Source organism: Stutzerimonas kunmingensis, from assembly GCF_900114065.1.
GTDB classification, from domain to species: domain Bacteria; phylum Pseudomonadota; class Gammaproteobacteria; order Pseudomonadales; family Pseudomonadaceae; genus Stutzerimonas; species Stutzerimonas kunmingensis.
The window spans coordinates 290,550-316,975 of record NZ_FORS01000004.1 but is presented as its reverse complement, the minus strand read 5'-3'; the positions used below and the strand labels follow the sequence as shown (position 1 = coordinate 316,975).

At 64.1% G+C, this 26,426-nt stretch carries 26 protein-coding genes and 2 pseudogenes; 7 read left to right on the top strand and 21 right to left on the bottom strand.

The features are described 5' to 3' along the window. The first annotated feature begins 43 nt into the window (after positions 1 to 43). Positions 44 to 1,054 (top strand): zinc-dependent alcohol dehydrogenase family protein, encoded by a 1,011-nt coding sequence (locus BM275_RS12605; protein ID WP_046618861.1) that lies wholly within the window; start codon positions 44 to 46, stop codon positions 1,052 to 1,054. Between the two features lie 61 nt (positions 1,055 to 1,115). Continuing rightward, entirely contained in the window at positions 1,116 to 2,051 is a 936-nt protein-coding gene (locus BM275_RS12600; protein ID WP_090521438.1) for a class I SAM-dependent methyltransferase, read from the top strand. 12 nt (positions 2,052 to 2,063) lie between these two features. Here the strand turns inward: BM275_RS12600 and BM275_RS12595 are convergent, their stop codons facing one another. The 18 genes and pseudogenes from BM275_RS12595 to BM275_RS12515 all read right to left on the bottom strand — a co-directional run bounded on the left by BM275_RS12595 (position 2,064) and on the right by BM275_RS12515 (position 17,580). Further along, positions 2,064 to 3,008 (bottom strand): ABC transporter substrate-binding protein, encoded by a 945-nt coding sequence (locus BM275_RS12595; RefSeq protein WP_090521436.1) that lies wholly within the window; start codon positions 3,006 to 3,008, stop codon positions 2,064 to 2,066. Continuing rightward, positions 3,005 to 3,295, bottom strand: a complete 291-nt coding sequence (locus tag BM275_RS22545) for an ATP-binding cassette domain-containing protein (protein WP_279626147.1) — start codon at positions 3,293 to 3,295, stop codon at positions 3,005 to 3,007. Before BM275_RS22545 ends, BM275_RS12595 begins: the two co-directional genes overlap by 4 nt. 99 nt (positions 3,296 to 3,394) lie before the next feature. Beyond that, positions 3,395 to 3,460: pseudogene (locus tag BM275_RS22540) on the bottom strand (hypothetical protein); the annotation flags it as partial. Between the two features lie 118 nt (positions 3,461 to 3,578). Beyond that, positions 3,579 to 4,166, bottom strand: a pseudogene (locus BM275_RS12585) (iron chelate uptake ABC transporter family permease subunit); the annotation flags it as partial. An 86-nt stretch (positions 4,167 to 4,252) separates the two neighbouring features. Further along, the gene (locus tag BM275_RS12580; RefSeq protein ID WP_167362163.1) at positions 4,253 to 5,269 is read right to left on the bottom strand and encodes a FecCD family ABC transporter permease; all 1,017 of its coding nucleotides are present in this window, start codon (positions 5,267 to 5,269) and stop codon (positions 4,253 to 4,255) included. Positions 5,270 to 5,341: 72 nt separating this feature from the next. After that, positions 5,342 to 7,330 (bottom strand): TonB-dependent receptor domain-containing protein, encoded by a 1,989-nt coding sequence (locus BM275_RS12575; protein WP_090521432.1) that lies wholly within the window; start codon positions 7,328 to 7,330, stop codon positions 5,342 to 5,344. 64 nt (positions 7,331 to 7,394) lie between these two features. Next, the gene (locus BM275_RS12570) at positions 7,395 to 8,555 is read right to left on the bottom strand and encodes an MFS transporter (RefSeq protein ID WP_312725179.1); all 1,161 of its coding nucleotides are present in this window, start codon (positions 8,553 to 8,555) and stop codon (positions 7,395 to 7,397) included. 312 nt (positions 8,556 to 8,867) lie between these two features. After that, positions 8,868 to 9,320, bottom strand: coding sequence for a DUF305 domain-containing protein (locus BM275_RS12565; protein WP_014821095.1), 453 nt, complete (start codon positions 9,318 to 9,320; stop codon positions 8,868 to 8,870). Between the two features lie 205 nt (positions 9,321 to 9,525). After that, the gene (rloA3, locus tag BM275_RS12560) at positions 9,526 to 10,047 is read right to left on the bottom strand and encodes a retropepsin-like aspartic peptidase RloA3 (RefSeq protein WP_090521431.1); all 522 of its coding nucleotides are present in this window, start codon (positions 10,045 to 10,047) and stop codon (positions 9,526 to 9,528) included. 55 nt (positions 10,048 to 10,102) lie between these two features. Then, positions 10,103 to 11,071 carry a LysR family transcriptional regulator gene (locus BM275_RS12555; protein WP_090521428.1) on the bottom strand — a complete coding sequence of 323 codons (969 nt, stop codon included), beginning with the start codon at positions 11,069 to 11,071 and terminating at the stop codon, positions 10,103 to 10,105. Between the two features lie 6 nt (positions 11,072 to 11,077). After that, complete coding sequence (locus BM275_RS12550) at positions 11,078 to 11,752, bottom strand: TetR/AcrR family transcriptional regulator (protein WP_090521426.1); 675 nt, start codon at positions 11,750 to 11,752, stop codon at positions 11,078 to 11,080. A gap of 252 nt (positions 11,753 to 12,004) precedes the next feature. Then, complete coding sequence (locus BM275_RS12545; RefSeq protein WP_003280206.1) at positions 12,005 to 12,820, bottom strand: outer membrane protein OmpK; 816 nt, start codon at positions 12,818 to 12,820, stop codon at positions 12,005 to 12,007. Between the two features lie 374 nt (positions 12,821 to 13,194). Then, positions 13,195 to 14,481 carry a hypothetical protein gene (locus BM275_RS12540; RefSeq protein WP_090521424.1) on the bottom strand — a complete coding sequence of 429 codons (1,287 nt, stop codon included), beginning with the start codon at positions 14,479 to 14,481 and terminating at the stop codon, positions 13,195 to 13,197. 47 nt (positions 14,482 to 14,528) lie between these two features. Then, entirely contained in the window at positions 14,529 to 15,020 is a 492-nt protein-coding gene (locus BM275_RS12535) for a curli production assembly protein CsgB (protein WP_090521422.1), read from the bottom strand. A gap of 263 nt (positions 15,021 to 15,283) precedes the next feature. Next, entirely contained in the window at positions 15,284 to 16,114 is an 831-nt protein-coding gene (locus BM275_RS12530; protein ID WP_036998768.1) for a CsgG/HfaB family protein, read from the bottom strand. 22 nt (positions 16,115 to 16,136) lie between these two features. Further along, the gene (locus tag BM275_RS12525) at positions 16,137 to 16,553 is read right to left on the bottom strand and encodes a curli assembly protein CsgF (RefSeq protein ID WP_090521420.1); all 417 of its coding nucleotides are present in this window, start codon (positions 16,551 to 16,553) and stop codon (positions 16,137 to 16,139) included. Continuing rightward, positions 16,550 to 16,933, bottom strand: coding sequence for a curli production assembly/transport protein CsgE (gene csgE / locus BM275_RS12520; protein WP_041014648.1), 384 nt, complete (start codon positions 16,931 to 16,933; stop codon positions 16,550 to 16,552). Before csgE ends, BM275_RS12525 begins: the two co-directional genes overlap by 4 nt. Then, complete coding sequence (locus BM275_RS12515; protein ID WP_090521418.1) at positions 16,930 to 17,580, bottom strand: helix-turn-helix transcriptional regulator; 651 nt, start codon at positions 17,578 to 17,580, stop codon at positions 16,930 to 16,932. Before BM275_RS12515 ends, csgE begins: the two co-directional genes overlap by 4 nt. Before the next feature lie 248 nt (positions 17,581 to 17,828). On the opposite strand from BM275_RS12515, the gene BM275_RS12510 reads away from it, so the two are divergent. The 3 genes from BM275_RS12510 to BM275_RS12500 all read left to right on the top strand — a co-directional run bounded on the left by BM275_RS12510 (position 17,829) and on the right by BM275_RS12500 (position 20,072). After that, on the top strand, positions 17,829 to 18,464 hold the full coding sequence (locus tag BM275_RS12510) for a LysE family translocator (protein ID WP_090521416.1): 636 nt from the start codon (positions 17,829 to 17,831) through the stop codon (positions 18,462 to 18,464). Positions 18,465 to 18,539: 75 nt separating this feature from the next. After that, the gene (locus tag BM275_RS12505) at positions 18,540 to 18,995 is read left to right on the top strand and encodes a VOC family protein (protein WP_044315394.1); all 456 of its coding nucleotides are present in this window, start codon (positions 18,540 to 18,542) and stop codon (positions 18,993 to 18,995) included. Positions 18,996 to 19,097: 102 nt separating this feature from the next. After that, the gene (locus BM275_RS12500) at positions 19,098 to 20,072 is read left to right on the top strand and encodes an SDR family oxidoreductase (RefSeq protein WP_090521414.1); all 975 of its coding nucleotides are present in this window, start codon (positions 19,098 to 19,100) and stop codon (positions 20,070 to 20,072) included. A gap of 7 nt (positions 20,073 to 20,079) precedes the next feature. Here the strand turns inward: BM275_RS12500 and metR are convergent, their stop codons facing one another. Together metR and BM275_RS12490 are read right to left on the bottom strand one after the other, a co-directional pair. Further along, on the bottom strand, positions 20,080 to 21,006 hold the full coding sequence (gene metR, locus BM275_RS12495; RefSeq protein ID WP_090521411.1) for a transcriptional regulator MetR: 927 nt from the start codon (positions 21,004 to 21,006) through the stop codon (positions 20,080 to 20,082). Between the two features lie 154 nt (positions 21,007 to 21,160). After that, positions 21,161 to 21,751 (bottom strand): exopolysaccharide biosynthesis protein, encoded by a 591-nt coding sequence (locus tag BM275_RS12490; RefSeq protein WP_090521409.1) that lies wholly within the window; start codon positions 21,749 to 21,751, stop codon positions 21,161 to 21,163. A 161-nt stretch (positions 21,752 to 21,912) separates the two neighbouring features. Here BM275_RS12490 and metE point away from each other — a divergent pair, with 161 nt between their 5' ends. Further along, positions 21,913 to 24,222, top strand: coding sequence for a 5-methyltetrahydropteroyltriglutamate--homocysteine S-methyltransferase (gene metE / locus BM275_RS12485; protein WP_090521407.1), 2,310 nt, complete (start codon positions 21,913 to 21,915; stop codon positions 24,220 to 24,222). A gap of 45 nt (positions 24,223 to 24,267) precedes the next feature. Here metE and glpD read toward each other — a convergent pair whose 3' ends face one another. Next, positions 24,268 to 25,812: a glycerol-3-phosphate dehydrogenase gene (gene glpD, locus BM275_RS12480; RefSeq protein ID WP_090521405.1), complete on the bottom strand. Its 1,545-nt coding sequence runs from the start codon at positions 25,810 to 25,812 to the stop codon at positions 24,268 to 24,270. Positions 25,813 to 25,884: 72 nt separating this feature from the next. Here glpD and ybaK point away from each other — a divergent pair, with 72 nt between their 5' ends. After that, positions 25,885 to 26,355 carry a Cys-tRNA(Pro) deacylase gene (gene ybaK, locus BM275_RS12475; RefSeq protein ID WP_090521402.1) on the top strand — a complete coding sequence of 157 codons (471 nt, stop codon included), beginning with the start codon at positions 25,885 to 25,887 and terminating at the stop codon, positions 26,353 to 26,355. Positions 26,356 to 26,426 lie beyond the last annotated feature (71 nt).

Here is a 26,426-nt window from a genome sequence, read left to right as displayed (position 1 = left end):
GCCGTTCCCATGCACGTCATCCCATTACCAGAGGAGAATTCCAATGAGCCACAAAGCCATATTCGTACAGCCCGGCGGCGGTTATGACCGGGTCATCGTCGGCACCAGCGAGGCCCCCAGGCCGGAGGCCGGCGAGATCACCGTGCGCCTGCGCGCCAACTCGCTCAACTACCACGATTTCGCGGTGGTCAGCGGCATGTGGGGCCCCAGCGAGCCACGCATTCCCATGGCCGATGGTGCCGGTGAAGTGGTGGCGGTGGGTTCGGGCGTGACTGAATTCGCCGTTGGCGATGCGGTGGTCAGCACCTTCTTCCCCGACTGGCTGGCCGGTGAGCCGCTGATCGAGGGTTTCGCCACGGTGCCGGGCGATGGCGTCGATGGTTATGCACGGGAAATGGTCACCGCCCGCGCCACCTCGTTCACCCATGCGCCCAAGGGCTACAGTCATGCCGAGGCGTCTACGCTGACCACCGCCGGCCTCACTGCCTGGCGTGCGCTGATGGCCGACGGCAAGCTGAAACCCGGCGACAGCGTGCTGATCCAGGGCACCGGCGGCGTTTCCATCTTTGCCCTGCAGTTCGCCAAGATGGCCGGCGCCACGGTCATCGCCACCTCGTCCAGCGATGCCAAGCTGGAGCGCCTGCGCGAGATGGGCGCCGATCACCTGATCAACTACCGCAGCACGCCGGCCTGGGGCGAGACGGTGCGCAAGATGACCGACGGCCGCGGCGTCGACCACGTGATCGAAGTCGGTGGGCCGGCGACGCTGGAGCAGTCAATGGTGGCGGCGCGCATTGGCGGGCATATCTCGGTGATCGGCATCCTCACCGGCGTTGCCGGCGAGCTGCCGCTGGTACCGGCCCTGGTGCGCCAGCTGCGTCTGCAGGGTGTGCTGGTGGGCAGCCGCGCGCAGCAGCAAGAGATGATCCGCGCCATCGATGCCAACGGCATCCGTCCGGTCATCGACAAGCACTTCGCCGTGGACGATATCGTCGAGGCGTTCCGCTACCAGGAAACCAACCAGCACTTCGGCAAGATCTGCCTGGATATCTGAGCCTGGCATCGGCGGCGGCTGCGTTTAGAATGCGCGGCCACGCTGCCGACGATGCCCGCCCATGACACCCGAACACCTCACCACCCTGCAAAATCACCTGCTCGACGCGTTGGCCAATGTGCCCAGCGAGACGCGACGACTGTTCCATGGTCGCGGCCGCTGCTATCCGGGGCTCGAACAGCTGACAGTCGACTGGCTGCAGGGCTTGGTGCTGGTGGCGCTGTTCCGTGATCCGGGCGAGGCGGAACGGGCGGCGCTAGAGCAGATGCTCATGGCGCTGACCGAATCCCCGGCCTGGAAGCAGAGCCAGGCACAGCGCTTGCTGCTGCAGCATCGCTATCTGCTGGACGCGCCGACCGAAGCGTTGCTGGGCGATGTGCCCGCCGAGTGGCTGATCAGCGAGAACGGTCTGCGCTACAAGCTTGATCTCGGGCGCAAGCAGAACAACGGCCTGTTCCTCGATATGCGCTACGGCCGCCATTGGGTGCAGGAACACGCGCAGGGCAAACGGGTGCTCAACCTGTTCGCCTACACCTGCGGCTTTTCCGTCGCGGCGATCGCCGGTGGCGCCGAACACGTGGTCAATTTGGACATGGCCAGTGCCGCGCTGACCCGTGGGCGGGAGAACCATCGCCTCAATGGTCACGATCTCAGCAGGGTCAGCTTTCTCGGCCACGAACTGTTCAAGTCGTGGGGCAAGGTGCGCAAGCTCGGGCCTTATGACCTGATCATCATCGACCCGCCTTCCTTCCAGAAGGGCAGCTTCGCCCTGACCCGCGATTACCAGAAGATCCTGCGCAAGCTGCCGGAGTTGCTGGACGGCGGCGGCCAGGTGCTGGCCTGCGTGAATGACCCGGATATCGGCGCGGACTTCCTGATCCAGGGCATGGCTGCCGAGGCGCCGCAGCTGCGCTTCGAGCAGCGCCTGGAGAACCCGCCGGAGTTTCCTGACATCAGCCCCGAGAGCGGGCTCAAGGCACTGCTGTTTTCGGCCTGACGCTGGATCGAGTCAGTCCCTTGTGACCGGCTCTGCATCGGCCTTGCCGAGCAAGTTCTCGACGTCCTCGATCACCTGCAGTGCCGCCAGCGGACCGCCGACGGACGTCCACAGCGAGCCGTCGACAGCGCCGAAGCGTTTGCTCTGCAGCGCCGAGAGCTGGCCGAACGCCGGGGTCTGTTCGGCCTGACGCATGGCCTCGACCGCCTCGCCGCTGGTAGCCAGGGTGCCGATCACCAGCCAGTCGGCATCCAGCAGTTCCAAGGACTCCAGGCTCAGTGCCATCGAGTGGGTGTGGCCGGGGTCCTGCTGATGGGCGGGGCGGGTGAGGCCGAGGTCTTCGATGACCGTGCTGGCGAAGGCGTCCTTGAACATGTACGAGGGGCCCTTGGGATTCCAGCGCACGATGCTGAGGGTTTCGGCCTGATGCGTGCTCAGCCGCTCGCGCGCCTGCTCGACCCGGGCGCGGTAGCGGTCCAGCACGGCGTTGGCTTCGGCGTTCTTGTTCAGGATCTGTGCGGTGCGCTGCATGGTTTCCTGCCAGGGGCGACCCCAACTGTAGGTGATCACGGTCGGCGCGATCTCGTTGAGGATCGCCAGCTGCTCCGGCTTTACCGGGCCGGTGAGGATCAGATCGGGCTCCAGTTCGAGCAGGGTTTCCAGATTCGGATTGTCCAGATCACCGACCACCGGGACGTCCGCCGGCAGCTTGCCCTCGAGGTAGCGCGGCGGTACGGCCTGGCCGCGGCCGTTGATGGTGCCCACCGGGGTGACGCCAAGGGCGAGCGCGGTATCCAGATCGATTTCGCTGAGGGTGATCACCCGCTTCGGCGTTTCCGGCACGGTGACGGTGTTGCCCATGGCATCGCTCACCTGGCGCGTATCGGCCAGTGCGGGCAGGGCGAGCAGGCTGGCCAGCAGGGCGGCGGCCAGGTGACGTGGGGTCTTGAGGGTCATTGCATACCTTCCGTTTCGGGGTGTTCTCGGAGAGTGGGTTGCTGGAGGGCACGGGTACGGCGGCGCGGCACGATCACCGGCGCGCCGTCGCCGGGGGCCGGAAGGATGTCGACGTCGGTGTCGTAAAGGCGGTCGACCAGGGCCTTGGTCATCACCTGCCGCGCCGGGCCGATGGCCTGCACCCGGCCGTCGGCCAGGGCGATCAGCTCATCGCAGTAACGGGCGGCCACGCCGAGGTCATGGATCACGATCAGCACCGTGCGCCCGGCCGCGGCGATCTGGTGCACGGCTTCCATCACCTCGGCCTGGTGGCCGATGTCCAGCGCGCTCGTGGGTTCGTCGAGCAGGATCAGGTCGGTGTTCTGCGCCAGGATCATGCCGAGCCAGGCCCGTTGCGCCTGGCCACCCGAGAGCGAGGCGGCGCTGCGTTGCCAGATCGCGTCGAGCTGCATCACCTCGCGGGCGCGTGCGACCTGGCGGGCGTCTTCCGCGCTCCACTGGTTGAACCAGCCCTGATGCGGATGGCGGCCGTACTGCACCAGCTGTTCCACGCGGCCGATTGACCAGCGCCATCAGCGGGCAGAGCAGCAACAGCAGCATTGCGACGGGCTTGACCGTCTGATAGCTGACACCGGCGAAGTGGCCCATGGTCCACAGGTAGATGCTGCCCAAGTGAGCGAGGGGTTGCGTCGACATGGCGAAGTCGCCGAGGGCGCCGAGCAGTTCCGACAGCGCAATGCCGATGACGATGAACAGGTAGCCCTGCTCGCCGGGGCGTCGGCACAGGGCGAACAATGCGGCGGCCGCCAGCGCGGCTCCGAGTGGCGACGCCCACCATGGCCAGTTGCCGAGGGTCAGGTAGAGGGCGAAGACGACCACAGCCAGCGAGGCGCCCTCGTTCACACCGATCATGTCCGGTGTCGCCAGGCGGTTGCGTACCAGGGTCTGGATCAGGCAGCCGGCCATGCCCATGGCCAGCCCGGCGATGATCGCGGCGGCGACCCGCGGCAGGCGAATCTTGAAGAGCATGATTTCCTGCAGCCTGCTGCCGTTTCCGGTGAGGGTGGCGATGACGTCGGGCACGCCGAGATGGCCGCTGCCGAGGCTGGTCGCCAGTACGGTCAAGCCCAGCAGTACCAGCACGAGCAGGGTGAACATCAACCAACTGCGCCGATGCAGCAGCAGGCTGATGCCACCGAGGCGCAGCGTCCAGACGCCGGAAGGTGTGGGGATGGAGGTCATGGCTACCTCACCGTCAACAGGGAACGAAAGCCGCCGCGCAGCACGATGGCGATCAGCGCCGGCGCGCCGAGCGCGGCCAGCAGGGTGCCGACGGGCAGTTCGTACGGCTGTAGCAGCCAGCGCGAGAGCACGTCGGCGGCGAGCAGGAAGAGCATGCCGAACAGCGTGGAAAACAGCAGTTGCCGCAGCAGTGCCACCGGCTCGATGCGGCGCGCGCAATAGGCGGCGAGAAAACCGAGAAAGCCGATCGGCCCGGCCAGCGAGATGGCGCAGGCGGTGAGCAGGGTGGATGCCGCCAGCACGCCGAGGCGCACCCAACCGGTATGGATGCCCAGCGCGCGGGCCTGGCTATCGCCCATCTGCATCAGGGTCAGCTGACGGCAGAGCAGCGTCGCCAGCACCAGTCCGAGCACGGCCAGCGGGCTGACCGTCTCGACCGCATCGAGGCTGGAGGCCGACAGCGAGCCAAGGTTCCAAAAGCGGAACTGCTCCAGCGCCACCCGCGTGGAGAGCAGCAGGAAATTCGCCAGACCGCCGAAGATCGCGCCAAGCGCCACCCCGGCAAGAATCAGCTTCAGCGGGCTGGCCTGACCCAGCATCAGGCCGACGCCCAGCACCAGCAGGTTGCCCAGCAGGGCGCCGGCGCCGGACCAGAGCAGGTAGCCCCGGGTCGACTCGACGCCGAAATAGATCAGGCCGATCACCAGCCCGAGCACCGCGCCGGCATTGACACCGAGCAGGCCGGGTTCGGCCAGCGGATTGCGTGTCGCGCTCTGCAGCAGCGAGGCGGCGATTGCGAGGCTGGCGCCCACTACCAGCGCGGCGAGGGTGCGCGGCAGCCGCAGGGTATCGACGACCATAGCCAGCTTGTCGTCGGCCAGGTAGTCGGGCTGGCCGAGCAGATAGCCGAACACGGAGTCGGCACCATACACGCCGGCACCGGTGGCCAGGGACAGCGTCAGCAGCACGAGTAGAAGCCCGCCGCCGGCAATCAGCGTGGTCTTCTGCGACCTGGGCATCCTCTGATCAGTCGGCATGGTTCACTTCGCGTCTCCAGGTGAACCCGGCGGCTCGCGCCGCCGGGCGGGGCGTCAGATGTCGTAGGCGAAACCGACGAAAAGCGTGCGACCCATGAGGATGTTGTCGACGGCCTGAGCCACCTCGTCGCGCTTCTCGTTGGTCAGGTTGTTGAGCCCGCCGTTGAGTGTCAGCTGCTTGGTGGCCTGGTAGCGGGCACCGAGGCTCAGGGTGTGGAAGGCACCTGTCTCGAACGCCCCGGAACGCGCCACGTCGTACAGGTACTGGCTGCCGGTGTACTGGTAATCGAGGTTCAGACCGAGCTTTGGCAGCGCCTGCCAGTCGGCACCCAGGTTGGCGATATGCTGCGGCGAGTTGCGGATCGGCTCGTCGGTGTCGCGATCCTTGGCGTCGGAGTAGGTGTAGTTCGCGCGCAGGCCGATGCGGTCGCTCAGCAGGTAGTTGCCCTGCAACTCGTAACCCTTGATCCGCACATGGGGCTGGTTGTAGGTGGTCAGCACCGGGTCGGCGGCGACGATCTGGCCGTTCACCCGAATCAGCCGCGTCGTTTCGGTGCTGATCATGTCTTCGATGTCGGTCTGGAAGAACATGATGCCGGCCTGCAGGCGGTCGTTCTGGTAGAAGGTGCCGAGCTCGTAACTGGTGGCGGTTTCCGGCTTGAGATCCTCGTTGCCGACCGTCACGCAGTAGCCACGGCAGGCGATTTCCACGTAGGTGGGATCGGATTGGGCAATGCTCGGCGCCTTGAACGACTTGCCCACGCCGCCCTTGATCACCCAGCTGTCGCTCATGTTGTACACGCCGTAGGCGCGCGGGCTGAATTCGCTGCCGTAGCTTTCGTGATCATCCCAGCGGGTGCCGAGGGTGATATCCAGCTGTCCCAGGGAGAACTCGTCCTGCAGGTAGAGCGCCTGCTGATCGACCTCGATCTCCGAACCCAGGTTGTTGCTGTGGCTGAGTTCGGTGCGGCGCAGTTCGCTGCCCAGGGTCAGCAGGTGGTTGCCGAGGAACGCGGTCACCTGGCCGTCGACCGTATGGTTGGTCTGGTTGACGTTGCTGAAGCGGCCGCCGCGCAGGTCGGTCATGACCTCGGAGTCGTCCATCAGGTCGACGTCTTCGTAGTAGTAGCGGACCCGCGAGTTGAAGCCGTCCCAGCTGCCGTTGTGGGTCAGGCCGAAGGCGCTGCGTTCCATCTCCTGAACGTTGGTCGGAAAGGCGAAGCCCGAGTTGCTCCAGGTGCCCTTGCGGTCGTCCTCACGATAGCTCAGGTCGAGGTCGATGCTCTGGCGCTCGTCTAGCAGCCAGCTCAGGCTGCCGTAGGCGCTGGCGTTCTGGCGTTTTTCGGCGGCATCAATCAGGGGCGACGTAGTCTGGTCCGAACCCCAGGCAGCCTGGTCGGTGCCCTCGACGATCAGGTTGCCGAGCAGCTTGTCCTCGATCAGCGCACCGCTGATGTAGCCGCTGGTCTTGTGGCTGTCACCGGAATCACCCTCGGTCGGGTGCTCGTAGCCGTAGGCGATGCCGGCCCTGGTGTCGGCGGTCGGTTTACGCAGGATCACGTTGACCACGCCACCAATGGCATCGGCGCCGTAGAGCGAGGACATCGGCCCGCGGATCACCTCAATGCGCTCGATGGCGGCGATCGGGATCGAGGACAGATCGAAGTCGTTGGCGTAGTTGGAGACCAGGGCTTCACGCGAGTTGATGCGGCGGCCGTTGACCAACAGCAGGGTGTAGTCCGAATCCATCCCGCGCAGTCTGATTTCCTTGCGGCCGTAGGTCGAAGACGGGCTGATGTACACCCCCGGCAGGTATTTCACCGCATCGGCGAGGTTGTACACCGGCAGCTTGTCGAGGTCGTCGCGGGTGACCACCGACACGCTCGCCGGCGCGCTGAGTTCGCTGTGGGCGGTCTGGGTGGCGGTGATGACTTCGTTCTGCAGCGTGACCGGCTCGCTGGCGATGGCGAGCATCGGAACGAGTGCGCCGAGCAGCGTGAGCGGCAGGTGACGGGGACGACTGATGGTTCTTACAGAAGGCATTGCAGGCTCCATTGCGATTTGATCGATGCGGGATGTAAGTCTCATCAGGCGCGCGGCTGCAGGTTCAGGCCCTGCTTGTGGTTGTGGGTGTTGGCAGTTGTCCATGGCGTCGCAGGGCAGCGAGCAGTAACAGCAGCGCTGCACCTGCGGTCAGCGCGATGACCACGTGGAGCCCTGCGAGGTGTTCGAAACCCGTCAGCGCGCCATCGGCAGTCGTACCCAGGTAGGCGGCGGAGGCCAGGCTGCCGAGGCCGGCGGCAACGCTGCTGACGGACCCGTGCAGCGCCATGAACGCGGCGCGTTGATGGGGCGCCGGAATGCTCGCGGCGACCGTCGTGGTGCTGCTGGTGCGCAATGTGCTGAGTGCCATGAACAGGCTGAACACCAGCAACAGCGGCAGTGGAACCAGCAGGGCGAAGCCGAGCAGCGTGATCAGTGCCAGCAGACCGCTGCTGCTCAGGACCAGCCGGCGGGCGTGGCCGCGATCGATCCAGCTGCCGCCCAGACGCACGGCGGCCAGGCTGGCCAGCCCACCGCACAGGTAGAGCACGCCGATGTGTTCGCGGGCGAAGCCGAGATTGAACTGGAAGAATGCGGAAAAGTGCGGCACCAGCAGGAAGTGGCTGAACATCTGCAATGCGACAAGCGCCAGTGCCCCCAGGCACAGCGGTGAGCGCAACAGCGGGCGCAGCGCTCCTGGCGGGCGTGGGTGTGGTTGCGGACTGGGGAAGAGGATGTGGCAGCCAAACGCGAGCGCCAGGCCAACCGCGGCAATGCCCAGCATCGGCGCGCGCCAGCCCAGCCAGCGCGCCAGCTCCAGCGCCAGAGGCGTGACGACGATGGCGGCGAGGGAGAAACCCATCGCTAGGCGGGCGAGCTGCCGGCCCCGTTCGGCTGGCGGGATCAGATCGAGCAGGCTTGCCATCAGCACCGCGCCCAGGGGGCCGGCGACGAATGCGCTGAGCACGAAGAGCCAGGTCAACTGGTGCGCATCGGAGGCACCTGCGCAGGCGCCGAGCAGGGCGAAGCGCAGGACGAGCAGGGCGAGCAGCACCGGCTTGCGCTCGAAGCGGTCCAGCCAGGCAGCACTGAGCGCCGAGCCGAGGGCCGCTGCCAAGGTCGCGGCGCCAGCCAGATACCCAATGCGGTCGGCGGGCATGTCCAGTTCGCGAACGAAATCCGGGCCGAGCGGCATGATCATCATCAGGCTGCCGATCGATAGCATGCTAATCAGTGTGGCCAGCTGAACAGCCGTTTTCGTTTGTCGATCTGCATCCATGTACATAACGCCGCTGGGTGAGGCGGTGCATCTTATGCAGCTATAAACGCGAATTCAAATGCAAATCGTTATTGTTTGGTTGTGATTTGTGGAGGATGAGCCGGATGGAGGCGGCCTGTGGGCGGAATAGCGGGGATGGCGCATGGCATTCGATACCGTAACTCGCGCGAAAACTCTCGAGATGAACCTATATCGGAGGTCGGCTGCGCCGCCTGAGCAGGCGGCGCCAGCGATCCGTGCTGTACGACCTGCCCTGGGTCAGTCGCGTGCCTCGAGGTCCTTGATCAGCGCCTTCATCTCGTCGATCTCACGGCGTTGCGCCTCGATGATGCTGTCCGCCAGCTCGCGCACCCTCGGGTCTTGGATATCCGCCCGCTCGCTGGTGAGGATGGCGATGGAGTGGTGCGGAATCATCGCCTTCATCCACGACACCTGGTCCACCGTCGCCTGGCTGCGCACCAGCCACAAGGACACTACGAACACCAGCGCGCTGCCGGCGAAAATGGCGATGTTCACCCCACGCCGCGGATACATCTTCAGCATGAATGCCAGCATGACGATCGCCATGGCCGCGCCCATGATCAGCGCCATGTAGGCGCGGGTTTCGCTGAACAGGATGTGGTCGGTCTGGAACACGTTCAGGTACATCAGGCCGAACATGACCAGCGTCGAGGTGGCAATCATTGCGCCGAATTTGACGTAGGGCTGCATAGGCGTGCTCTCCTCTCGCTATGACTGGTGGGGCGGCAAATCGCCAGCCCATTCGGTCATCTCGACAGCCCTCGGTCGGTGCCGTTCACGTTTCTCGGCCACGCCAGCGGCACGCTCTGGCCGACTGCGATGGCCTCGCAGGGCTGACCGCAGCGCAATGTGCAGCCGGCCCTAATCGCCGTGGCGACCTTCGAGGCGCCGCGGCTCAGCGAGTGGCCAGCTCTTCGCAGCTGGGCTCGATGGTGAACGTGCGCGCCGAGTCGACCGGGCCGAGCTTCTCCAGGGTGCGGCGGCCGAGCAGTACGGGGTAGTGCATTTCATCGCGATCCCTGAGCGAGAACTGCTCCTCGAGGAGGCGTTCGCCGATGCACACTTTCATCAGCACGACCGGACGATCTTCCTTGCCGCCGGCGCCCCGGACCGTCAGTTCTCGATGCAGTTTGCGCTCGATGCGCGATTTGACCAGCTTGCCCCGTTCGATGTCCTCAAGGTCCAGATCGAAGCGGACCCACTCGTCACCGTCCCGCTCGAAATACTCGATGTCTTCGGCATGCATCGACGAAGTTAGCGCGCCAGTGTCGAGCTTGAACTTCACCGTGACTTCCTCGGGAAGCACCCTGCCACGCTCGACCCAGCCGAGCGGTGTGCCGTCGGCGGCGAGGGAAGGGAGGGTATGCAATGACAGCAGCAACGCGGCGGGTAGAGCCAGCAGTCGTGACGATTTCAATGGCAACTCCGGGGGTAGTGGCTTCGCTCAATAGAGCGAAATCTGCCGCGGACGTTCAGCGCACCGTGGTTTCGCCGCTGCGACCGGTTGGCGATCGACTACCTTGAGCCGCTTCGCGTTCGCCGATCTGTTCGCTCAGTGCACGAACGAATGCGTCCACCGCGACGGGCAGGTAACGCGAGCTGCGCACGTACACGCCGAGGTCGCTGAACACCGCGCCGCCGTCGTTCAGCGGTACATGCACGAGCGTGCCGCCGGCCAGCTCGGCTTCGATGCCGATGCGCGTCTGGAAAGCGACCCCGGCACCGCGCTTGGCCATCTGCAAGGCCAATTCCACGGAGCTGGTTTCCAGCGGCGCCTTGTGCCGCGGGCGAGTGCGCGCCAGCAGCGGCGCCAGCAGGTGATGGATGGACAGATCGCTCTTGGCCAGGATCAGCGGGTATTCGGCGCAGGTGGCGAAGCTCACCTCGGCGCGTTCGGCCAGCGGATGCGAGGGGGGAACGATTGCGCCGAGACGGAAGTGGCCGACGCCCAGCTGCTGCAAGTCAGCGGTACGCGGCAGGGCAAAGGCCAGGCCGATGTCCGCCTGGCCGCTGATGACAGCCTCGGGAATCGCCTGCGAGCCAAGGCTGGTGACGCCCACGGTAACCCGCGGATAGCGTTCGCGCAGCTGCTCCAGCACGCCAGGTAGAAGATCGGTGGTGACCCCGGATACCGTGGCGATTTCCACATGGCCGGTGCGCAGGCCCTGCAGTGCGTCCAGTTCGGAGCGCACACGCTCGGCGTCCTGCAGCACGACGATGACATGGCGGGCGAAGATCTCGCCGGCGGCGGTCAGCCGCAGTCCGCCGGGCAGGCGTTCGAAAAGGGGCGCGCCGATCTCGTCTTCGAGCTTGAGAATCTGCCGGTTTACCGCCGACGAGGCGACGTTGAGCCGGCGCGACGCCTCGCGAATCGACTGGCAGCGCCGCACCATGTCGAAGTAATGGATGGCCGGGGAATGGATGCGCAGTTTGCGGGCCACGGTCGGTCAGCGATCCGCGGGCGGAGGTGGCGTCAGTCCGCAGCCCTTGAGGATGATGGCGATCAGGTTGTCGCTGGCGTGCGCGAAATCGGCGCGGGTCATGCGCTTGCCGTTGATGCGGCGGATCTGGTCGGAGAAGTCGGCATAGTGTTGGGTGCTGCTCCAGATCATGAAGATCAGGTGCATTGGGTCGACCGGGGCCATCTTGCCGGCGGCGATCCAGGCGTCGAACACCGCGGCGCGGCCACGGAACCAGTTGCGATAGTCCTGGTTGAAGTGCTCGGAGAGGCACTCGCAGCCGCTGATGACTTCCATGGCGAAGATCTTCGAGGCCTGCGGATGGCGGCGCGAGAATTCCATTTTGATGCGGATGTACTCGGCCAGGGCGGTGGCGGGGTCGTCGTCAACGGTGAGGTCGTCGAAGGCAGTGTCCCAGAGCTCGAGAATATGCCGCATGACTTCGACGTACAGCCCCAGCTTGCTGTTGAAGTAGTAGTGCACGTTCGCCTTGGGCAACCCGGCACGGGTGGCGATGGCGTTCATGCTGGTGCCCTTGAAGCCATAGCGGGCGAACTCTTCGGCGGCGGCTGCGAGAATCGACTCCTCGTTCTTCTGGCGAATACGACCTGCGGGTTTGCCGTGGGCGGTGTAGAGCGGCTGCGGTGCGTAGTTCTTGTCCATGGTCCCTGTCCGTGAGCGCGCTGGCGGCCGGCCTTCAGTTATGAGCGTTAGCCCAGCATTGGAGGCCGTCATCGGTTTCGGTGGGCTGAAGCCCACCCTACGGTTCAGGCCACGAACCCCAGAGTAAGAGGCGGTGAACCGAGTCAGGCGGATTCTGCACGAGTTTTGTTGCATGAGCAGCCGTTGCGCTTGTCAGGATCAACAGTCGCCCTTGCAGGCAAGCGCCGCCCGGGCATTCGGGCGGCGAGCGCGTCAGAAATGCGCTTTGACGATGGCGCTGAAGGTGTTCTGGTCGGTCGGGCCAACGAAGTTCTCGCTGACGAAGCCACCGTCTTCGATGCCGTACTTGTTCGACCAGTAGTCGTATTCGATACCGACATAGAGCTTGCCGGGCGTGTAGTCCAGCGCCTTGCCGAGGTCGTACTTGATCTGCGGGTTGAAGTGGAAGTTCTTCTTCAGCTCGGTGTTGCTGTTCTTCTTGTCGTTGACGACCCAGTCGATATAGCCGTCGAAGAGAATGTCCGATTTGCCCACCGGGAAGGTCATGGCCCAGGTCGGAGTAATCTGCCACTGACCGCCCGGCTTGCCGGTGGTGCCGTCTGGCTTACGGTAGTAAGTGTTCAGCGAGAAGCGGTCGAAACCGGGAATGGCGAGATCGACTGCCGGGCCGAGCAGGTAGTTCTGGTTGGGCGTACCGTCGTCCTGGCTTTCTCCGCGCTCGTAGGTTGCCGAGATGAGCACGTCCTTGATCGGACCGAAGGACAGGTCGGTACCCGTGATCTTGCCCAGCGAAAGGCGCGGGCTGAACTCACCGTAGTAGGTGTGACCGTCGCTGCCGGAGATGCCGTTGTACCACTTGTTGTCGACGAACAGGAACACGTCGCCCCACGTCCAGCCGCTGGCGTGTTCGAAGGTGATGGTCTGCTGGATGTCGCCGGCATCCACCTTGTAATCCTTGCCGTACAGGTAGGTCAGGCTGTTGTTCTGCCAGAGCATTGGGCTGGCCATGGCTTGGCTGCTGAGGATGAACCCGGCCGCGAGGGCTGCGGTGGTCAGGCTGCGCTTCATTGAGTGTGTCTCCGTATTGGCATTTGAATGAGCTTGTAAGTTGTCCAAGCGGTCAGGCTTTGGTCACAAAGCAAGCGTCGCGCCAATACCGAAGATCCCATTGAGTTTCTTTATAAATCATTGATAGGAAAAGATTTATTTTTCGCAGGCGAAACGTTTTGACTGATGGCAGGGCTGCCGGATGGGAGGTGGGCGCGTTGGCGTGACCTGACCGATGCGTCAGCTTGCTTCAGTTTGGGGCGCTGCGATGGCCGTTCGCCAGGCTCGCCACCGAAACGGTGCGTCGACTGGTCAAGGCGAAGTGAGGTGGGAATCGCGGAGGGATGAAACGCAACTGCCGGCAAGGCGCCGGCAGTCGGGTGTAGCGAACGAACTTACTGCTGGGTGACCAGGGCGGTGTTGTTCCAGCCGCTCTGGTTGATGTAGGCCGCATTGCCGTAGCCGGCCTGGCTGGCGACGGCGTCGTTGCCGAAGCCGTTCTGAGTCACCTTGATCAGGTGATCGGCGCCGCTCTGGCTCAGCATCACGTCGTTGAAGTAGCCTTCCTGGCGAACGGTGGCCAGGTTGTCGCGGCCGTCCTGTTCGATATCGGCTGTGTTGTTCGCACCGTAGCTGACGCCGACGATCTCGTTGTCGACGCCGTGTTGTACGGCGTTGAGCTCATTAGCGACACCGTCCTGGTGGAAGTGCAGATCATTGCCTCGGCCCTCCTGCTCCACGGAGGCGACGTTGAAAGCGCCTTCCTGGATGGTCTTGGCAGTCTGATTGCGTCCGTCCTGGTATACGTCAGCTCGGTTATCTGTACCAGCTTGGTCAGTTGTAGCGGTGTTGTTACCGCCGAACCAGCCGTTGGTTTGCGTGATGCTCGAGTCATTACGTTCGCCGTACTGCACGACGAAAGCGTTCTGCGCATTACCGCTCTGGTCCACATTGACAATGTTGTGGCTGCCGACGGAATCGACATACGCCTCGTGCTGCAGGCCGGTTTGCGAAACCATCGCGTCGTTGCGCCAGCCGCTCTGCTCGACTTCGGCGATGGAGCCGCTGCTGGCGACCTGCACCACTTGCGCATCGTTGTCGATGCCCTGCTGGGTGACGGTTGCGCGGTCGTGGTTGCTGAGGAACTGAGTGATGCTGGCGCTGTTCAGGTCGCCGTTCTGGTTGACCACTGCCTGGCTGCCATAGGTGGCGGTCTGGGAGATCAGGCCGTAGTTGTCCTTGCCGTCCTGGTTGGTGGTGGCGTTGGTCATGGTCGCGCCGGACTGGAACGTCTCTGCAACGTTGTTGACGCCTTTCTGGTTCTGCGTGGCGCCAGTCTTGTAGGTGCCGGTCTGCTCTACCAGTGCATCGTTGCCCCAGCCGTTCTGGGTCTGGGTCGAGCCGGTCATCAACGTGCCGCTCTGGCGGGATTCGGCATTGTTGAAGTTGCCGGTCTGGGTCTGGGTGGCGGTAGTGGCTTCCGAGCTGATCTGCTCGACATTTGCGTCGTTGCTGAAGCCGCTCTGGTTTTGTGTGGCGAAGTTGCCCGAACCGCCGCTTTGCAGCACTTCTGCGTTGTTGTTGATGCCGTGCTGGTTCTGCTCGGAGGTGTTCTCGGCGGCAAAAGCCTGGGCAGTGGCGACGGTCAGAATGGCTGCTACAAGAGGTTTGAACTTAAACATTTTTGTCACTCCATGGATGTTTTAAGTACAGCGGTATTTCCTTGGGATTAGCGGTACTGGCGAACCACTACCGTCAGACCTCGGCCGCTCTGGCTGACATTGCTGCTATGCCCGCTGCCGGTCTGTTCGATGAGAGCGCGATTGCTCGAGCCCTGTTGTGCGATGGCGGCGCGGTTGTCCGAGCCGGTCTGTTCGATGTGGGCGTCATTGTCGAAGCCGTTCTGGCTGATCAGCGCTGCGTTGCCTTGGCCGATCTGCTCGATGCTGGCGCTGTTGGCGTAGCCGTTCTGGATGATGTAGGCCTCCAGTTCTGAGCCCGCCTGGGCGATGCGGCCGGTCATGCTGTCGCCTTTTTGCTGGATCAGCGCGGTGGAGCGCTGGCCGCCCGCGGCGGCGTGAGCGGCCGGATCGGCCGAGACAAAGGCCAATTCGTTGGGGGCGAGATCGAGCGAGGCGGGAATGTCGGCGTGGCTGGCGGTAGCCAGTAGCAGAACTGCGGGTAGCAGCAGGTCATGCGCAATCCGTTGCGAGCGAGTCATGGCGTCCTGTCCTGATGGGCTCTGATGTCGACATACTTGCCCTTAATGGGGGCGGCGAACATCCATCCAATGATTGAAAATGTTGCGATCCGGTGCGTAACGGGTGGCGATTGGCGATACGGGCTGCTGCGTTCGGGGGCACTTGCCGATAGCCGATGGCGCACGGCTGTGCAGACGGCATCGCTATTGAGCGTGCCGTCAGCCGGGAAGGGGATTGCTAGGAAAGCTGAAACGTCGTCGGCGTTGCGCCGACGACTTGGATCTCAGTCCAGCTTGCTCAGGTACTTGCTCAGCGCCGGATGCTCGCCACCGCTGCCTTCGGCGGTCTGCCAGAGGCGCCGGTCGACGCCCTGGGCAATCAGGTGCGCCACGGCAGCCTCGATCGCCGAGAGTACGCAGAGCTGCGCCGGCTCGTTGGTGGTGTAACCCGCCTCCGCTTCGAGCAGTTCCTTGAACTCGATGAACTTGTAGACGTTGGCGCTACGGCCGACGGAGAAGATCGTCTTGGTGGTCATCACGTTCGACAGCACCCTGCCGCTGCGCACGTCGATGGCCCGCAGATTCACCGTGACCTGATCGACGCGGTATTCCTGCGACAGTCCGATGCCCAGATAGCGCGCACCCTGGCCGCCACTGCGCACGTTGGTTTCGTAGGCGACGATGGCACCTTCCATGATGATGTTGGCCGCCAGCAGCGACGGCAGCTCGGACTGGATATTGGGTGCGACATCCGGCTTGGCTTGCGAGGCGCGGATGATCTTGCGCTCGGTCAGCACGTTCTGCAGGCCTTCACGCTCGAGCACCACGAACCAGCCACTGGCCTGCATGGCATCGACCAGCATGCTGGCCGCGCCCTGGGTCACCGCGGTGGAGAAGGAACTGGCCGGAGTGGGCTTGTACTGGCCGGTCTGGTCGCGAAAGCCGTACACCGCAGCCACCAGCGGGCCTTTCGGGCGCGGTAGCGCCAGCAGATCCTGGTAGGTCGAGGTGCGTGGGGTCAGGGTTGGCGGATGCTGGTCGGCAGACATGGGCTCGCGAACGGCGCAACCCTGCAGTACAGCCATCATCCCTATGGCTACGAATAGGCTTCTCATGGCCTTTGTTTCTCCTTGGGGGTCAGTTCTGACCGACTATGATTTCGGACATTTCGCCGGTGAGTCGGTCGGTGATTTCCACGATCAGCATGCCGGCGTCGCCGTTGTAGACGCGCACGATGAAATCGTCGGTGGTCACGGTGCCGGTCTTGCCATCGGTCACGCCGCTGAGCAGATCGCCCAGCAGGCGCGACTCCAGCTGGCTGGTGAAACGGTCCAGGGCGGACTGGTTTTCCAGCAGCGAGGAGCGATCGATGGCATCCGGGTCCTTCTTGCTGTTCTGCGCCTGCGCGTTGCCGAGCAGCCAGGCACCGTTGAGCGGGCTACCGCCGAAGGATGGGTTGACGGGGGTGTACACCAGCTCGGTGGCGCTGGCGCCAGTGCTAAGCAGCAGGCTGGCGAGCAGCGTGCCGAGCGCCTTGTGAATGTGCTGTTTCATAGTTCGTCCTTGGCCATGTCAATGTTGTCTTCGAACAACGCTTCGATCTTGCGCCGGTTGATTTCCTGCACCACGTAATCGGCGGCCTCGTAGGCCGGTTCCTTCATGTCCGCCACGTTGGGCTGCAGGAAGCGGCGATACAGGGTCTGGTTCTCGTGCTCCACCCAGACCAGAACGCCCCAGCGCGCCGAGGGCCTTTCCTTGATGGCAAGGTTGAAGTCCAGGGCGCTGATGTCGTTCAGGCGTTCGCAGAAGCGCAGGTAGAACTCGTGACCGGAGCGGGAAACCGTGTTGTTGGTGATGAATCCTTGCAGCTCGGCTTCGTCGGCCTGAGCGGTCAGGCTCAACAGCAGCAGAAGCAACGCGGCGGTGCGTTTCACGACACCGCCTCACCAACGTGCGCCAGCACCAGTGAGGCACCCTGGGCGCGATTGCTGGCGCCGAGCTTGCGCAGGGCGTTGTGCACATGGCTCTTGATGGTGTGGATGCTCAGGTGCAGCCTTTCACCGATGGCCGCGTTGGACAGGCCCTGGCCGGCGAGCGCGAGGATCTGCTTTTCGCGCAGGGTCAGCTCGTCGATGACCTGATGTGCGTTGCTGAGCTGCCGGTAGCGACAGAGCAGCGTTTCCATCAGCTCCCTAGGTAGCCAGTCGCCCCCGGCGAGCATGGTCTGGATACCCCGGACGAACATGGCGCGCGGCGTTGCGCGGTAGATGACCCCGCGAATCCATGGATGCGTTTCGACCAGTCTGCGTGCCTGATCGGGCTGGGCGTTGATCAGCGCGACCGGCGTGTCGCCGAACTGGCGGAGCAGGTGCACACAATCGTTGCGGTCGTAGCTGGCGACATCCAGCAACACCAGTGCGGAGTCCACATGCTCCGGCCGCGGCGTGACCATGTGGACCAGTGTGCAGCTGGGGCAGTCGTACAGGTGCTGGCGCAGCGTGCTATCGAGCAGCTTGCTGGCGGAGAGAAGTGTTATGCGGAATTGGGCGGGCTGGAAAGCCGGCGCGACATCGTCTTTCATTCGCATGTCCTTTGCTGAATGTTGATGGGCAGTCCTTGATTGCGTGACGCGCAGAGAGCGGTCCCGTCTGGCAATAGAAAGTAGTTCAGCTTTGCGACAAAAAAAAGTCAAAAATTAAAATTAGTGTCAGCATCTCGACGAAAAGGCGATTGAAGAGAATCTTCTGGCTCCGGGGAGGGCTTCTCTCCTAGAGTCCGATCTGTTGAGTGACGGCTTTGGTTCGGGCGTGTGTAGATGGAGATGGAGCGATGATTGATCCCGTGTTTTGGCTGGTGTTCTTCTCGGCCGCGCTGGCGCTGAACCTGTCGCCCGGGCCGGATCTGCTCTACGTGATTTCACGCACCCTGAGTGGCGGCCGCCGTATCGGTATGATTTCCGCCTGTGGCGTATGCAGCGGTGCGCTGGTGCATGTGGCGTTCGCCGCGCTGGGCATCTCGGCGATCCTCGCCACTTCGGCGCTGGCGTTTACGGTGGTCAAGTACGTCGGTGCCGTCTATCTGCTGTATCTCGGCTATCAGGCTCTGCGCTCGGCCGGCGGCGGAACCGTGCTGGCCCTCAAGGCAGCACCGCAAGCGTCCGCCTGGAAAGCCTATCGCCAGGGCGTGCTGGTCGATCTGCTGAACCCCAAGGCGGCGATTTTCTTCATGGCTTTCCTGCCTCAGTTCGTCCGCCCCGAGCATGGCTCCGTACCGCTGCAGCTGCTGGTTCTCGGCGTGCTGGTGGTTGTGGTGGCGATCATCATCGAGTGCGCTGTGGTGCTGCTGGCGGCCCGCGCCACCCAGGCGTTGCGCGACAATCCGGCCATAAGCCAGTGGCTGGACCGGGCGCTGGGCTCGATGCTCATCGCCCTGGGTATTCGCCTGGGCTTGAGCGAACGCCTCTGAAAGGGAATTGATCGCCACGGTGTGGCTCTCATGAAAGAAGGGCAGCCCTTCGGCAGCCCATGATGGGAGCTGTGTATGTCTCAGCAGAGCAAGAACACCTCGGCCAGCCTGATCCCCTGCCTGCGCTATCGCGACCTGGCCAGCGCCATCGACTGGCTTTGTCGTGCTTTCGGCTTCGAATGCCAACGCCAGTACCGCGACGAACAGGTCGGCATCACTCATGCACAACTGGCTTTCGGCAACGGCATGCTGATGGTCGGACCGGTAGTCGATTCCGAGTATGGCCAGCAGCTGCGCCAGCCCGATGAGATTGGCGGCGCATCCACCCAGGGCATCTACGTGATCGTCAACAGCGCCGATGCGCTCTACGCTCAGGCCAAGGCGGTCGGGGCGCAGATCGTCGTCGAGCTCAAGGACGAGGATTACGGCGGTCGCGGCTTCACCTGCCGCGATATCGAAGGGCATCTGTGGAGCTTCGGCACCTACGACCCCTGGGCGGACGAAGCGGCGGGAAGCGTCGCCCAGGCTTGAGTACGTTCCTGCGCGCGGGGCATCGCGCCGACCATCGGGGGGAATGTTCGGCGCGACGTCGCTGTCAGCTTAACTACGACAGCAGACTGCGGAGGAACGACGATGGCCTACGGAAAACTCTACGGCGCCCTGGTGGTGCTGACCGGTGCGTCCAGCGGCATCGGTCGCGCCGCTGCCCAGGCTTTCGCCCGCCAGGGCGCGCGGCTGGTGCTTGCCGCGCGCGACGTCGAAGCGCTGACGGAAACCGCCGATGAATGCCGCGCGCTCGGTGGCGAAGTCCTGGTGGTGCCCACTGACGTCACCCACAGCGACGAGGTCGAAGCACTGGCCAGCGCTGCGGCGGAGTTTGGCCAGGGGCGCATCGATGTGTGGATCAACAATGCCGGCATCGGCGCGGTCGGCGCGTTCGACGAGACGCCACTGGATGCCCATGAACAGGTGGTGCAGACCGATCTGCTCGGCTATCTGCGTGGCGCCCATGTGGTGCTGCCGTACTTCAAGCAGCAAAAGAGCGGTGTGCTGATCAATACGCTGTCGGTCGGCAGCTGGGTAGCGCAACCGTTCGCGGCGGCCTATTCGGCCAGCAAGTTCGGCCTGCGCGGCCTGTCCCAGGCGCTGCGCGGCGAACTAGGAGCCTGGCCGGGGATTCACATCTGCGATGTGTATCCCGGCATCGTCGATACCCCCGGCTTTCGCGACGGCGGCAACTACGCCGGGCGCTCGTTGCAGCCGCCGCCACCGCTGCTCGATCCGCGTCAGGTGGCCAATGCCATGGTCAGTCTGGCCCTGCATCCGCGCCACACCACGTCGGTCGGCGCGACCGCCACATTGCTGCGCCTGGCGCATTTCCTCACCCCGGGCTTCGATCGACTCAATGGGCTGCTGACCGGCTTCGCGCTTGGCCGCGCGCAGCGAGTGGCGCCCTCGTCAGGCAATCTCTTTCATCCGCCGCTGGGCCAGCGGCGCATCGATGGCGGCTGGCGCTCGTCGCCGGATGATGACAAGCGCTGGCTGCTGATCGGCGGTGTCGCAGCCGGGTTGATCGGCCTTGGCGTATGCCTGGCGCGGCGGCGCTGACCCGCTGTCAGCGCACCTTCGGCGCGGCACTGACGCCTTCGAGCGTGGCGAAGGAGGTGTCCTTGGCGGTCAGCAGGAAGTCGCGCATGAAGGGTGAGTCGAGCATGTCGGCGCGGATGCCCGCATAAAGCGTGGCGAACAGACCTTTGTCGCCCAGCCGTTTGGCGGTGACGTAGCCGCGCGAGCTGTACTCGTGCAGCGCCCAGTTCGGCAGCGAGCAGACACCGCGCCCCGACGCCACCAGCTGCATCATCATCACAGTGAGTTCCGAGGTGCGTACCTGCGCCGGTTCGATGTCGGCCGGTTCGAGGAAGCGGGTGAAGATATCCAGGCGGTCGCGTTCGATGGGGTAGGTAATCAGCGTCTCGCTGGCCAGGTCTTCCGCGCGGATGTACGGCCGCGCGGCCAGTGCATGCTGGTTCGCCACCGCCAGCAGGGCCTCGTAGGTGAACAGCGGCACGTAGGTGATGCCGGGCAGCTCCAGCGGATCGGAGGTGACCACCAGATCGAGATCACCACGCGCCAAGGCCGGTAGCGGGGCGAAGGAGAAGCCCGAGGCCAGATCCAGCTCGACCTCGGGCCAGGCATCGCGGAACTGGTCGATGGTCGGCATCAGCCACTGAAAGCAGCTGTGGCATTCGATGGCCATGTGCAGCCGCCCGGCGGTTCCGCCGGCCAGACGGGCGAGGTCACGTTCGGCACTGCGCAGTTGCGGCAGCATCAGATCCGCCAATTGCAGCAGACGCAGGCCGGCGCTGGTAAAGCGCACCGGGCGGGTCTTGCGCACGAACAGCTGCAGGCCGAGGCGTTCTTCCAGTTCCTTGAACTGATGGGAAAGCGCCGACTGCGTCAGGTGCAGGCGCTCGGCGGCTTCGACGAGACTGTCGGTTTCCCGAAGTGCATGAAGCGTCTTCAGGTGACGAATTTCCAGCATGCCGAACTACCTTGCGAAGCGGGATCAGCAAGGCCTTGAGCAGCATGCCTGATGTTCCCTGAATGAGTAAGAAGATGAGCAACGCTCATCCGTCGCAAGTGTGTCCCAGCATCTGGATGCTGTCGAGTCGCCGCTACGCAATCGGCCTGGCCATTCAGAACCAGAGCCGCGAAACCATGTAGGCCAGACCAAAGAAGAACAGCAGCGCGGCAACGATCATCGCGCCGTCGCGGGCCATCATGCCCAGCCCCAGCACGCTCAATGCGGCGCCGGCGGTGGAATTGCCGAACGGGATCAGTTCCAGCGGCGGCATGGTGGCCGCGATGGCCAGGCACAGCACGGCATTCAGGCGGTTGGCCAGGCCATTGGTAAGGAAGGTCAGGCGGCGCTTGAGCAGCCGGTCGACGAAGCCGGCAATGCGATGCAGGAAGGCGATGGCTTTGTTGTACTTGCTGCGCGAAGCGCTACGCCGCAGCAACCACTTGGGCAGCCAGAAATGCTTCCTGCCGATCAGTAGCTGAATCGCGATCAGCGAAACCATCACCGCGAACACGCTGGGCAGGCCAGGTATTCCGGACAGCGGCGAGAACACCAGCAGCCCAGGCACCAGCAGCAGGGCACCGAAGCTGCGCTCATCGGTGGCTTGCAGCATGCACTCGATGGTCACCGGCTGGTCGGCTTCGCCGGCCTGTTCGAGACGCTGCAGCAAACTTTCGAGATTCTGCGGTGGCTGATCCGGATTCATGAATGCGCCTGGTAGGGAAGGTCTTCTTTTAGAGGCCCGAGGCCCCGAAATGCTCCTGCATGAATATTTCTATATTTCAAATGTAATTACGTGAGTTTGTTTCACGCAGTCGTGGCGCGGACAATCAGCGCATTCATGCAGAACGACATTTGGAGTGAGAAATGGCTGTAGCGCACAACCTCGGATTTCCACGCATCGGTGCGGACCGCGAGCTGAAGAAAGCCCTGGAGGCATATTGGAAGGGCGAGCTGGACGAGCAGGGGCTGCGCCAGGTTGGTCGCCAGCTGCGTGCACAACACTGGCAAGCCCAGGCCGATGCCGGTATCCAGTTGCTGCCGGTGGGCGACTTCGCCTGGTACGACCAGGTTCTTACGCACTCGCTGATGTTCGGCGTGGTGCCGCAGCGCTTCGGCCCGGCCGATGGCCAACCGACGCTGGACACGCTGTTCGCCATGGCCCGTGGCGTGACCAACAGCTGCTGCGGTGGCGGCCAGGCTCAGGAGATGACCAAGTGGTTCGATACCAACTATCACTATCTGGTGCCGGAGTTCAGCGCCGATCAGGAGTTCCAGCTGTCCTGGTCGCAACTGTTCGAAGAGGTCGAGGAGGCGCAAGCGCGGGGTCACACGATCAAGCCGGTGCTGGTCGGCCCGCTAACCTATCTCTGGTTGGGCAAGCTCAAGGGTGAAGATGCCGAGGGCTTCGACAAGCTTGAGCTGCTCGAACGCCTCCTGCCGGTCTACCGCGAGGTGCTCGACCGTCTGGCGGCGCAGGGCGTCGAGTGGGTGCAGATCGACGAGCCGATCCTCGCCCTCGACCTGCCGCAGGACTGGAAGAACGCCTTCGAGCGCGCCTACAACCTGCTGCAGCGCGCCCCGCTGAAGAAGCTGGTCGCCACCTACTTTGGCGGGTTGGAGGACAACCTCAGCCTGGCCGCCGCGCTGCCGGTGAACGGTCTGCATATCGATCTGGTGCGTGCGCCGGAGCAATACCCGCTGATTCTCGACTGGTTGCCGACCTACAAGGTGCTGTCACTGGGGTTGGTCAATGGGCGCAACGTCTGGCGCTGCGACCTGGAGAAGGCCCTAGAGGTGGCGCGGCATGCCGCCGAGCGGCTGGGTGACCGCCTCTGGCTGGCGCCGTCCTGCTCGCTGCTGCACAGCCCGGTGGACCTTGAGCGCGAGGACCGGCTCGATCATGAACTGAAAGGCTGGTTGGCCTTTGCCGTACAGAAATGCGCCGAAGTGGCGACCCTGGCCCGAGCCATCAACGAGCCGACGAATGAGGATGTCGCGGTCGAGCTGGCGCGCAGCCGTGCGGTGCAGGCGGCACGTCAGCACTCGCCACGCATCCACAAGCCGCAGGTCCAGGCACGCCTGAATGCCATCCAGCCACAAGACAGCCAGCGTACCTCGGTGTTCGCTGCGCGCATCGAACACCAGCGCGCGCGGCTCGACCTGCCGGCGTTCCCGACCACGACCATCGGCTCGTTCCCGCAGACGCCGGCTATCCGTCTGGCGCGGCAAGCCTACAAGCAGGGCCGGTTGCCGCTCGGTGATTACACCGAGGCGATGCAGGCCGAGATCCGCCATGCGGTGGCGGTGCAGGAGCAGATCGGCCTGGACGTGCTGGTGCATGGCGAAGCGGAGCGCAACGACATGGTCGAGTATTTCGCCGAGCAGCTCGATGGCTATGCCTTTACCCGGTTCGGCTGGGTACAGAGTTACGGCTCGCGTTGCGTGAAACCGGCGGTGATCTACGGCGACCTCAGCCGCCCGCAGCCGATGACCGTCGACTGGATTCGCTACGCCCAGCAGCAGACCGACCGGGTGATGAAGGGCATGCTCACCGGCCCGGTGACCATGCTGATGTGGTCGTTCGCTCGTGAGGATGTATCGCGTGAGGTGCAGGCACGGCAGCTGGCGCTGGCGATCCGTGACGAGGTCTGCGATCTGGAAGCCACCGGCATCCGCATCATCCAGATCGATGAGGCGGCGTTCCGCGAGGGGTTGCCGTTGCGTCGCGCGCAGTGGCAGCACTATCTGGACTGGGCGGTCGAGGCGTTCCGTCTGTGTGCCAGCGGCGTGCGCGACGAGACGCAGATCCACACGCACATGTGCTACAGCGAGTTCAACGACGTCATCGAGTCCATCGCGGCGATGGATGCCGATGTCATCACCATCGAGACCTCGCGCTCGCAGATGGAGCTGCTCGAAGCCTTCCGCGCCTTCGACTATCCCAATGACATCGGCCCGGGGGTCTACGACATCCACTCGCCACGCGTTCCGGATACTGCCGAAATGGTGCAGCTGCTGGAGAAGGCCGCCGAGCGCATCCCGGCCGAGCGGCTCTGGGTCAATCCGGATTGCGGGCTGAAGACCCGCGCCTGGCCGGAGACCGAGGCAGCGCTGGTGAACATGGTGGCTGCGGCCCGTCAGCTGCGTGCCTCGCGCAACGCCAAGGTGGCCTGAGGCCGACGCCGGTGCAGCGCTCCATGCGGGCGCTGCACCGGGGCGTCAGCCTTGGGCGACGTGGTCGAAGTGGGTCAGGCGCTCGGCTGTTCGGCTGTCCAGATAGCGCTGTAGCAGCGCCACCTCCGCGGGCTGCATGAACAGGCCGAGCTTGGTGCGGCGCCAGAGGATGTCTTCTGTCGTCTGCGCCCATTCCTCGACCATCAGGTAGTCCACCTCGCGCGCATGCAGGCCGGCGCCGAAGCATTCGCCAAGGTCCTGCAGCGCATCGGTACCCTTGAGCAGCAGCCAGCTGCGGCTGCCGTAGGTGCGCGCCCAGCGCCGCGCAATCGGCCCTGGTAACCACGGGTAGCTGGCGCAGAGCGCATGGGCCAGTGCTGATGGTTCCTCTAGGTGCTCACCGCCAGGTAGCGCCGCGTCGTGCGTCCAGGGCTGTTTCATTTCGGGAAACAGCGGTGCCAGCTGCGCCAGTGCTGCTTCGGCGAGCTTGCGATAGGTGGTCAGCTTGCCGCCGAACACCGAGAGCAACGGTCCCTCAACGGCGCTATCGCTGAGTGTGAGCGTGTAATCGCGGGTGATCGCCGAGGGCTGGTCGGACTCGTCATCGCAAAGCGACCTGACCCCTGCATAGCTGTGTCGGATGTCGGCGCGGTGCAGCTGATGCTTGAAGTGCGCGTTGACGATGGCCAGCAGGTAGTCGATCTCCTTATCGGTGATCCGCACCTGCGCCGGGTCGCCGTGGTACTCGTGATCGGTGGTGCCGATCAGGCTGAACTGGCCGAGATACGGCGTGATGAACACGATGCGCCGATCCTCGTTCTGCAGGATGTAGGCGTGATCGCCCTCATAGAGTTTCGGCACGACGATGTGGCTGCCCTGGATCAGGCGCATGCCGTGAGGCGAAGTCTGCCGTAGCTGCTCCTGGATGAACGAGGCTACCCACGGTCCGGTGGCGTTGACCAGCGCGCGGGCGCGGATCGAAAACCGGCTGCCGTCCTGACGCTCCAGATGCAGATGCCAGAGCCCCTTGCTGCTGCGCGCGCTGACGCAGCGAGTGCGGGTGTGAATATGCGCGCCCAGCTCGCGTGCCGCCATGGCGTTGAGTACCACCAGCCGCGCATCGTCGACCCAGCAATCGGAATATTCGAAGCCGTGGGTGATTTCCTCCTTGAGCGGGCTGTCGGCACCGAAACGCAGGCTGCGCGAACCACCGAGCTTTTCGCGCTTGCCGAGGTGATCGTAGAGAAACAGGCCGGTGCGGATCATCCACGACGGGCGCAGATGCGGACGGTAGGGCAGCACGAAGCGTAGCGGGGTGATGATGTGCGGCGCCTTGGCCAGCAGCACTTCGCGCTCGGCCAGCGCTTCGCGAACCAGGCGCAGCTCGTAGTGTTCGAGATAGCGCAGCCCGCCGTGCACCAGCTTGCTGCTGGCGGAGGAGGTGTGTTCGCCCAGGTCGCCCTGCTCGCAGAGAAACACCGACAGGCCGCGCCCGACGGCATCGGCGGCGATACCTGCGCCATTGATGCCGCCGCCAACCACGGCTAGGTCGTAGACTTCCGCGAGCGGTGCAAGAAGAGGATGATTCATGGGCGCTTATAACTACCGATTCTTTGTCGCTTTACGTTACCGCCATTCATCAATCATTAGCACTACAAAGCCATGACACCTGCCATCGACCTGTTGAAAAAAGCCCGAGCCGAGCACGCCGTACACAGTTACGAACACGATCCCAAGTCTGCGTCCTATGGACTGGAGGCGGCGGAAAAGCTCGGGCTTGATCCGGCGCGGGTATTCAAGACGCTGCTCGCCTGTAGCGAGAAGAGCGAGCTACTGGTCGCCGTGGTGCCCGTCGCCGGCACCCTCGATCTCAAGGCGCTGGCCCAGGCGGCCGGCGTGAAGAAGGTGGAGATGGCCGATCCGATGGCAGCCCAACGTGCCACCGGTTATCTGGTCGGTGGTATCAGTCCGCTGGGGCAGAAGAAGCGTCTGCGTACCTTTATCGACAGTTCTGCGCAGGCGCAGGCGAGCATCTACGTGAGCGCTGGTCGTCGCGGGCTGGAAGTCGAGCTGGCCCCCGCCGTGCTGGCTGAGCACAGTAAGGCTGTTTTTGCGTCGATCGGGCGCGGCTGATAGCTGATAGCTGATAGCTGCGAGGGTCCGGTCAAGCGAGGTTAAAATTTGCGCTGCGCCGAAACATCGGT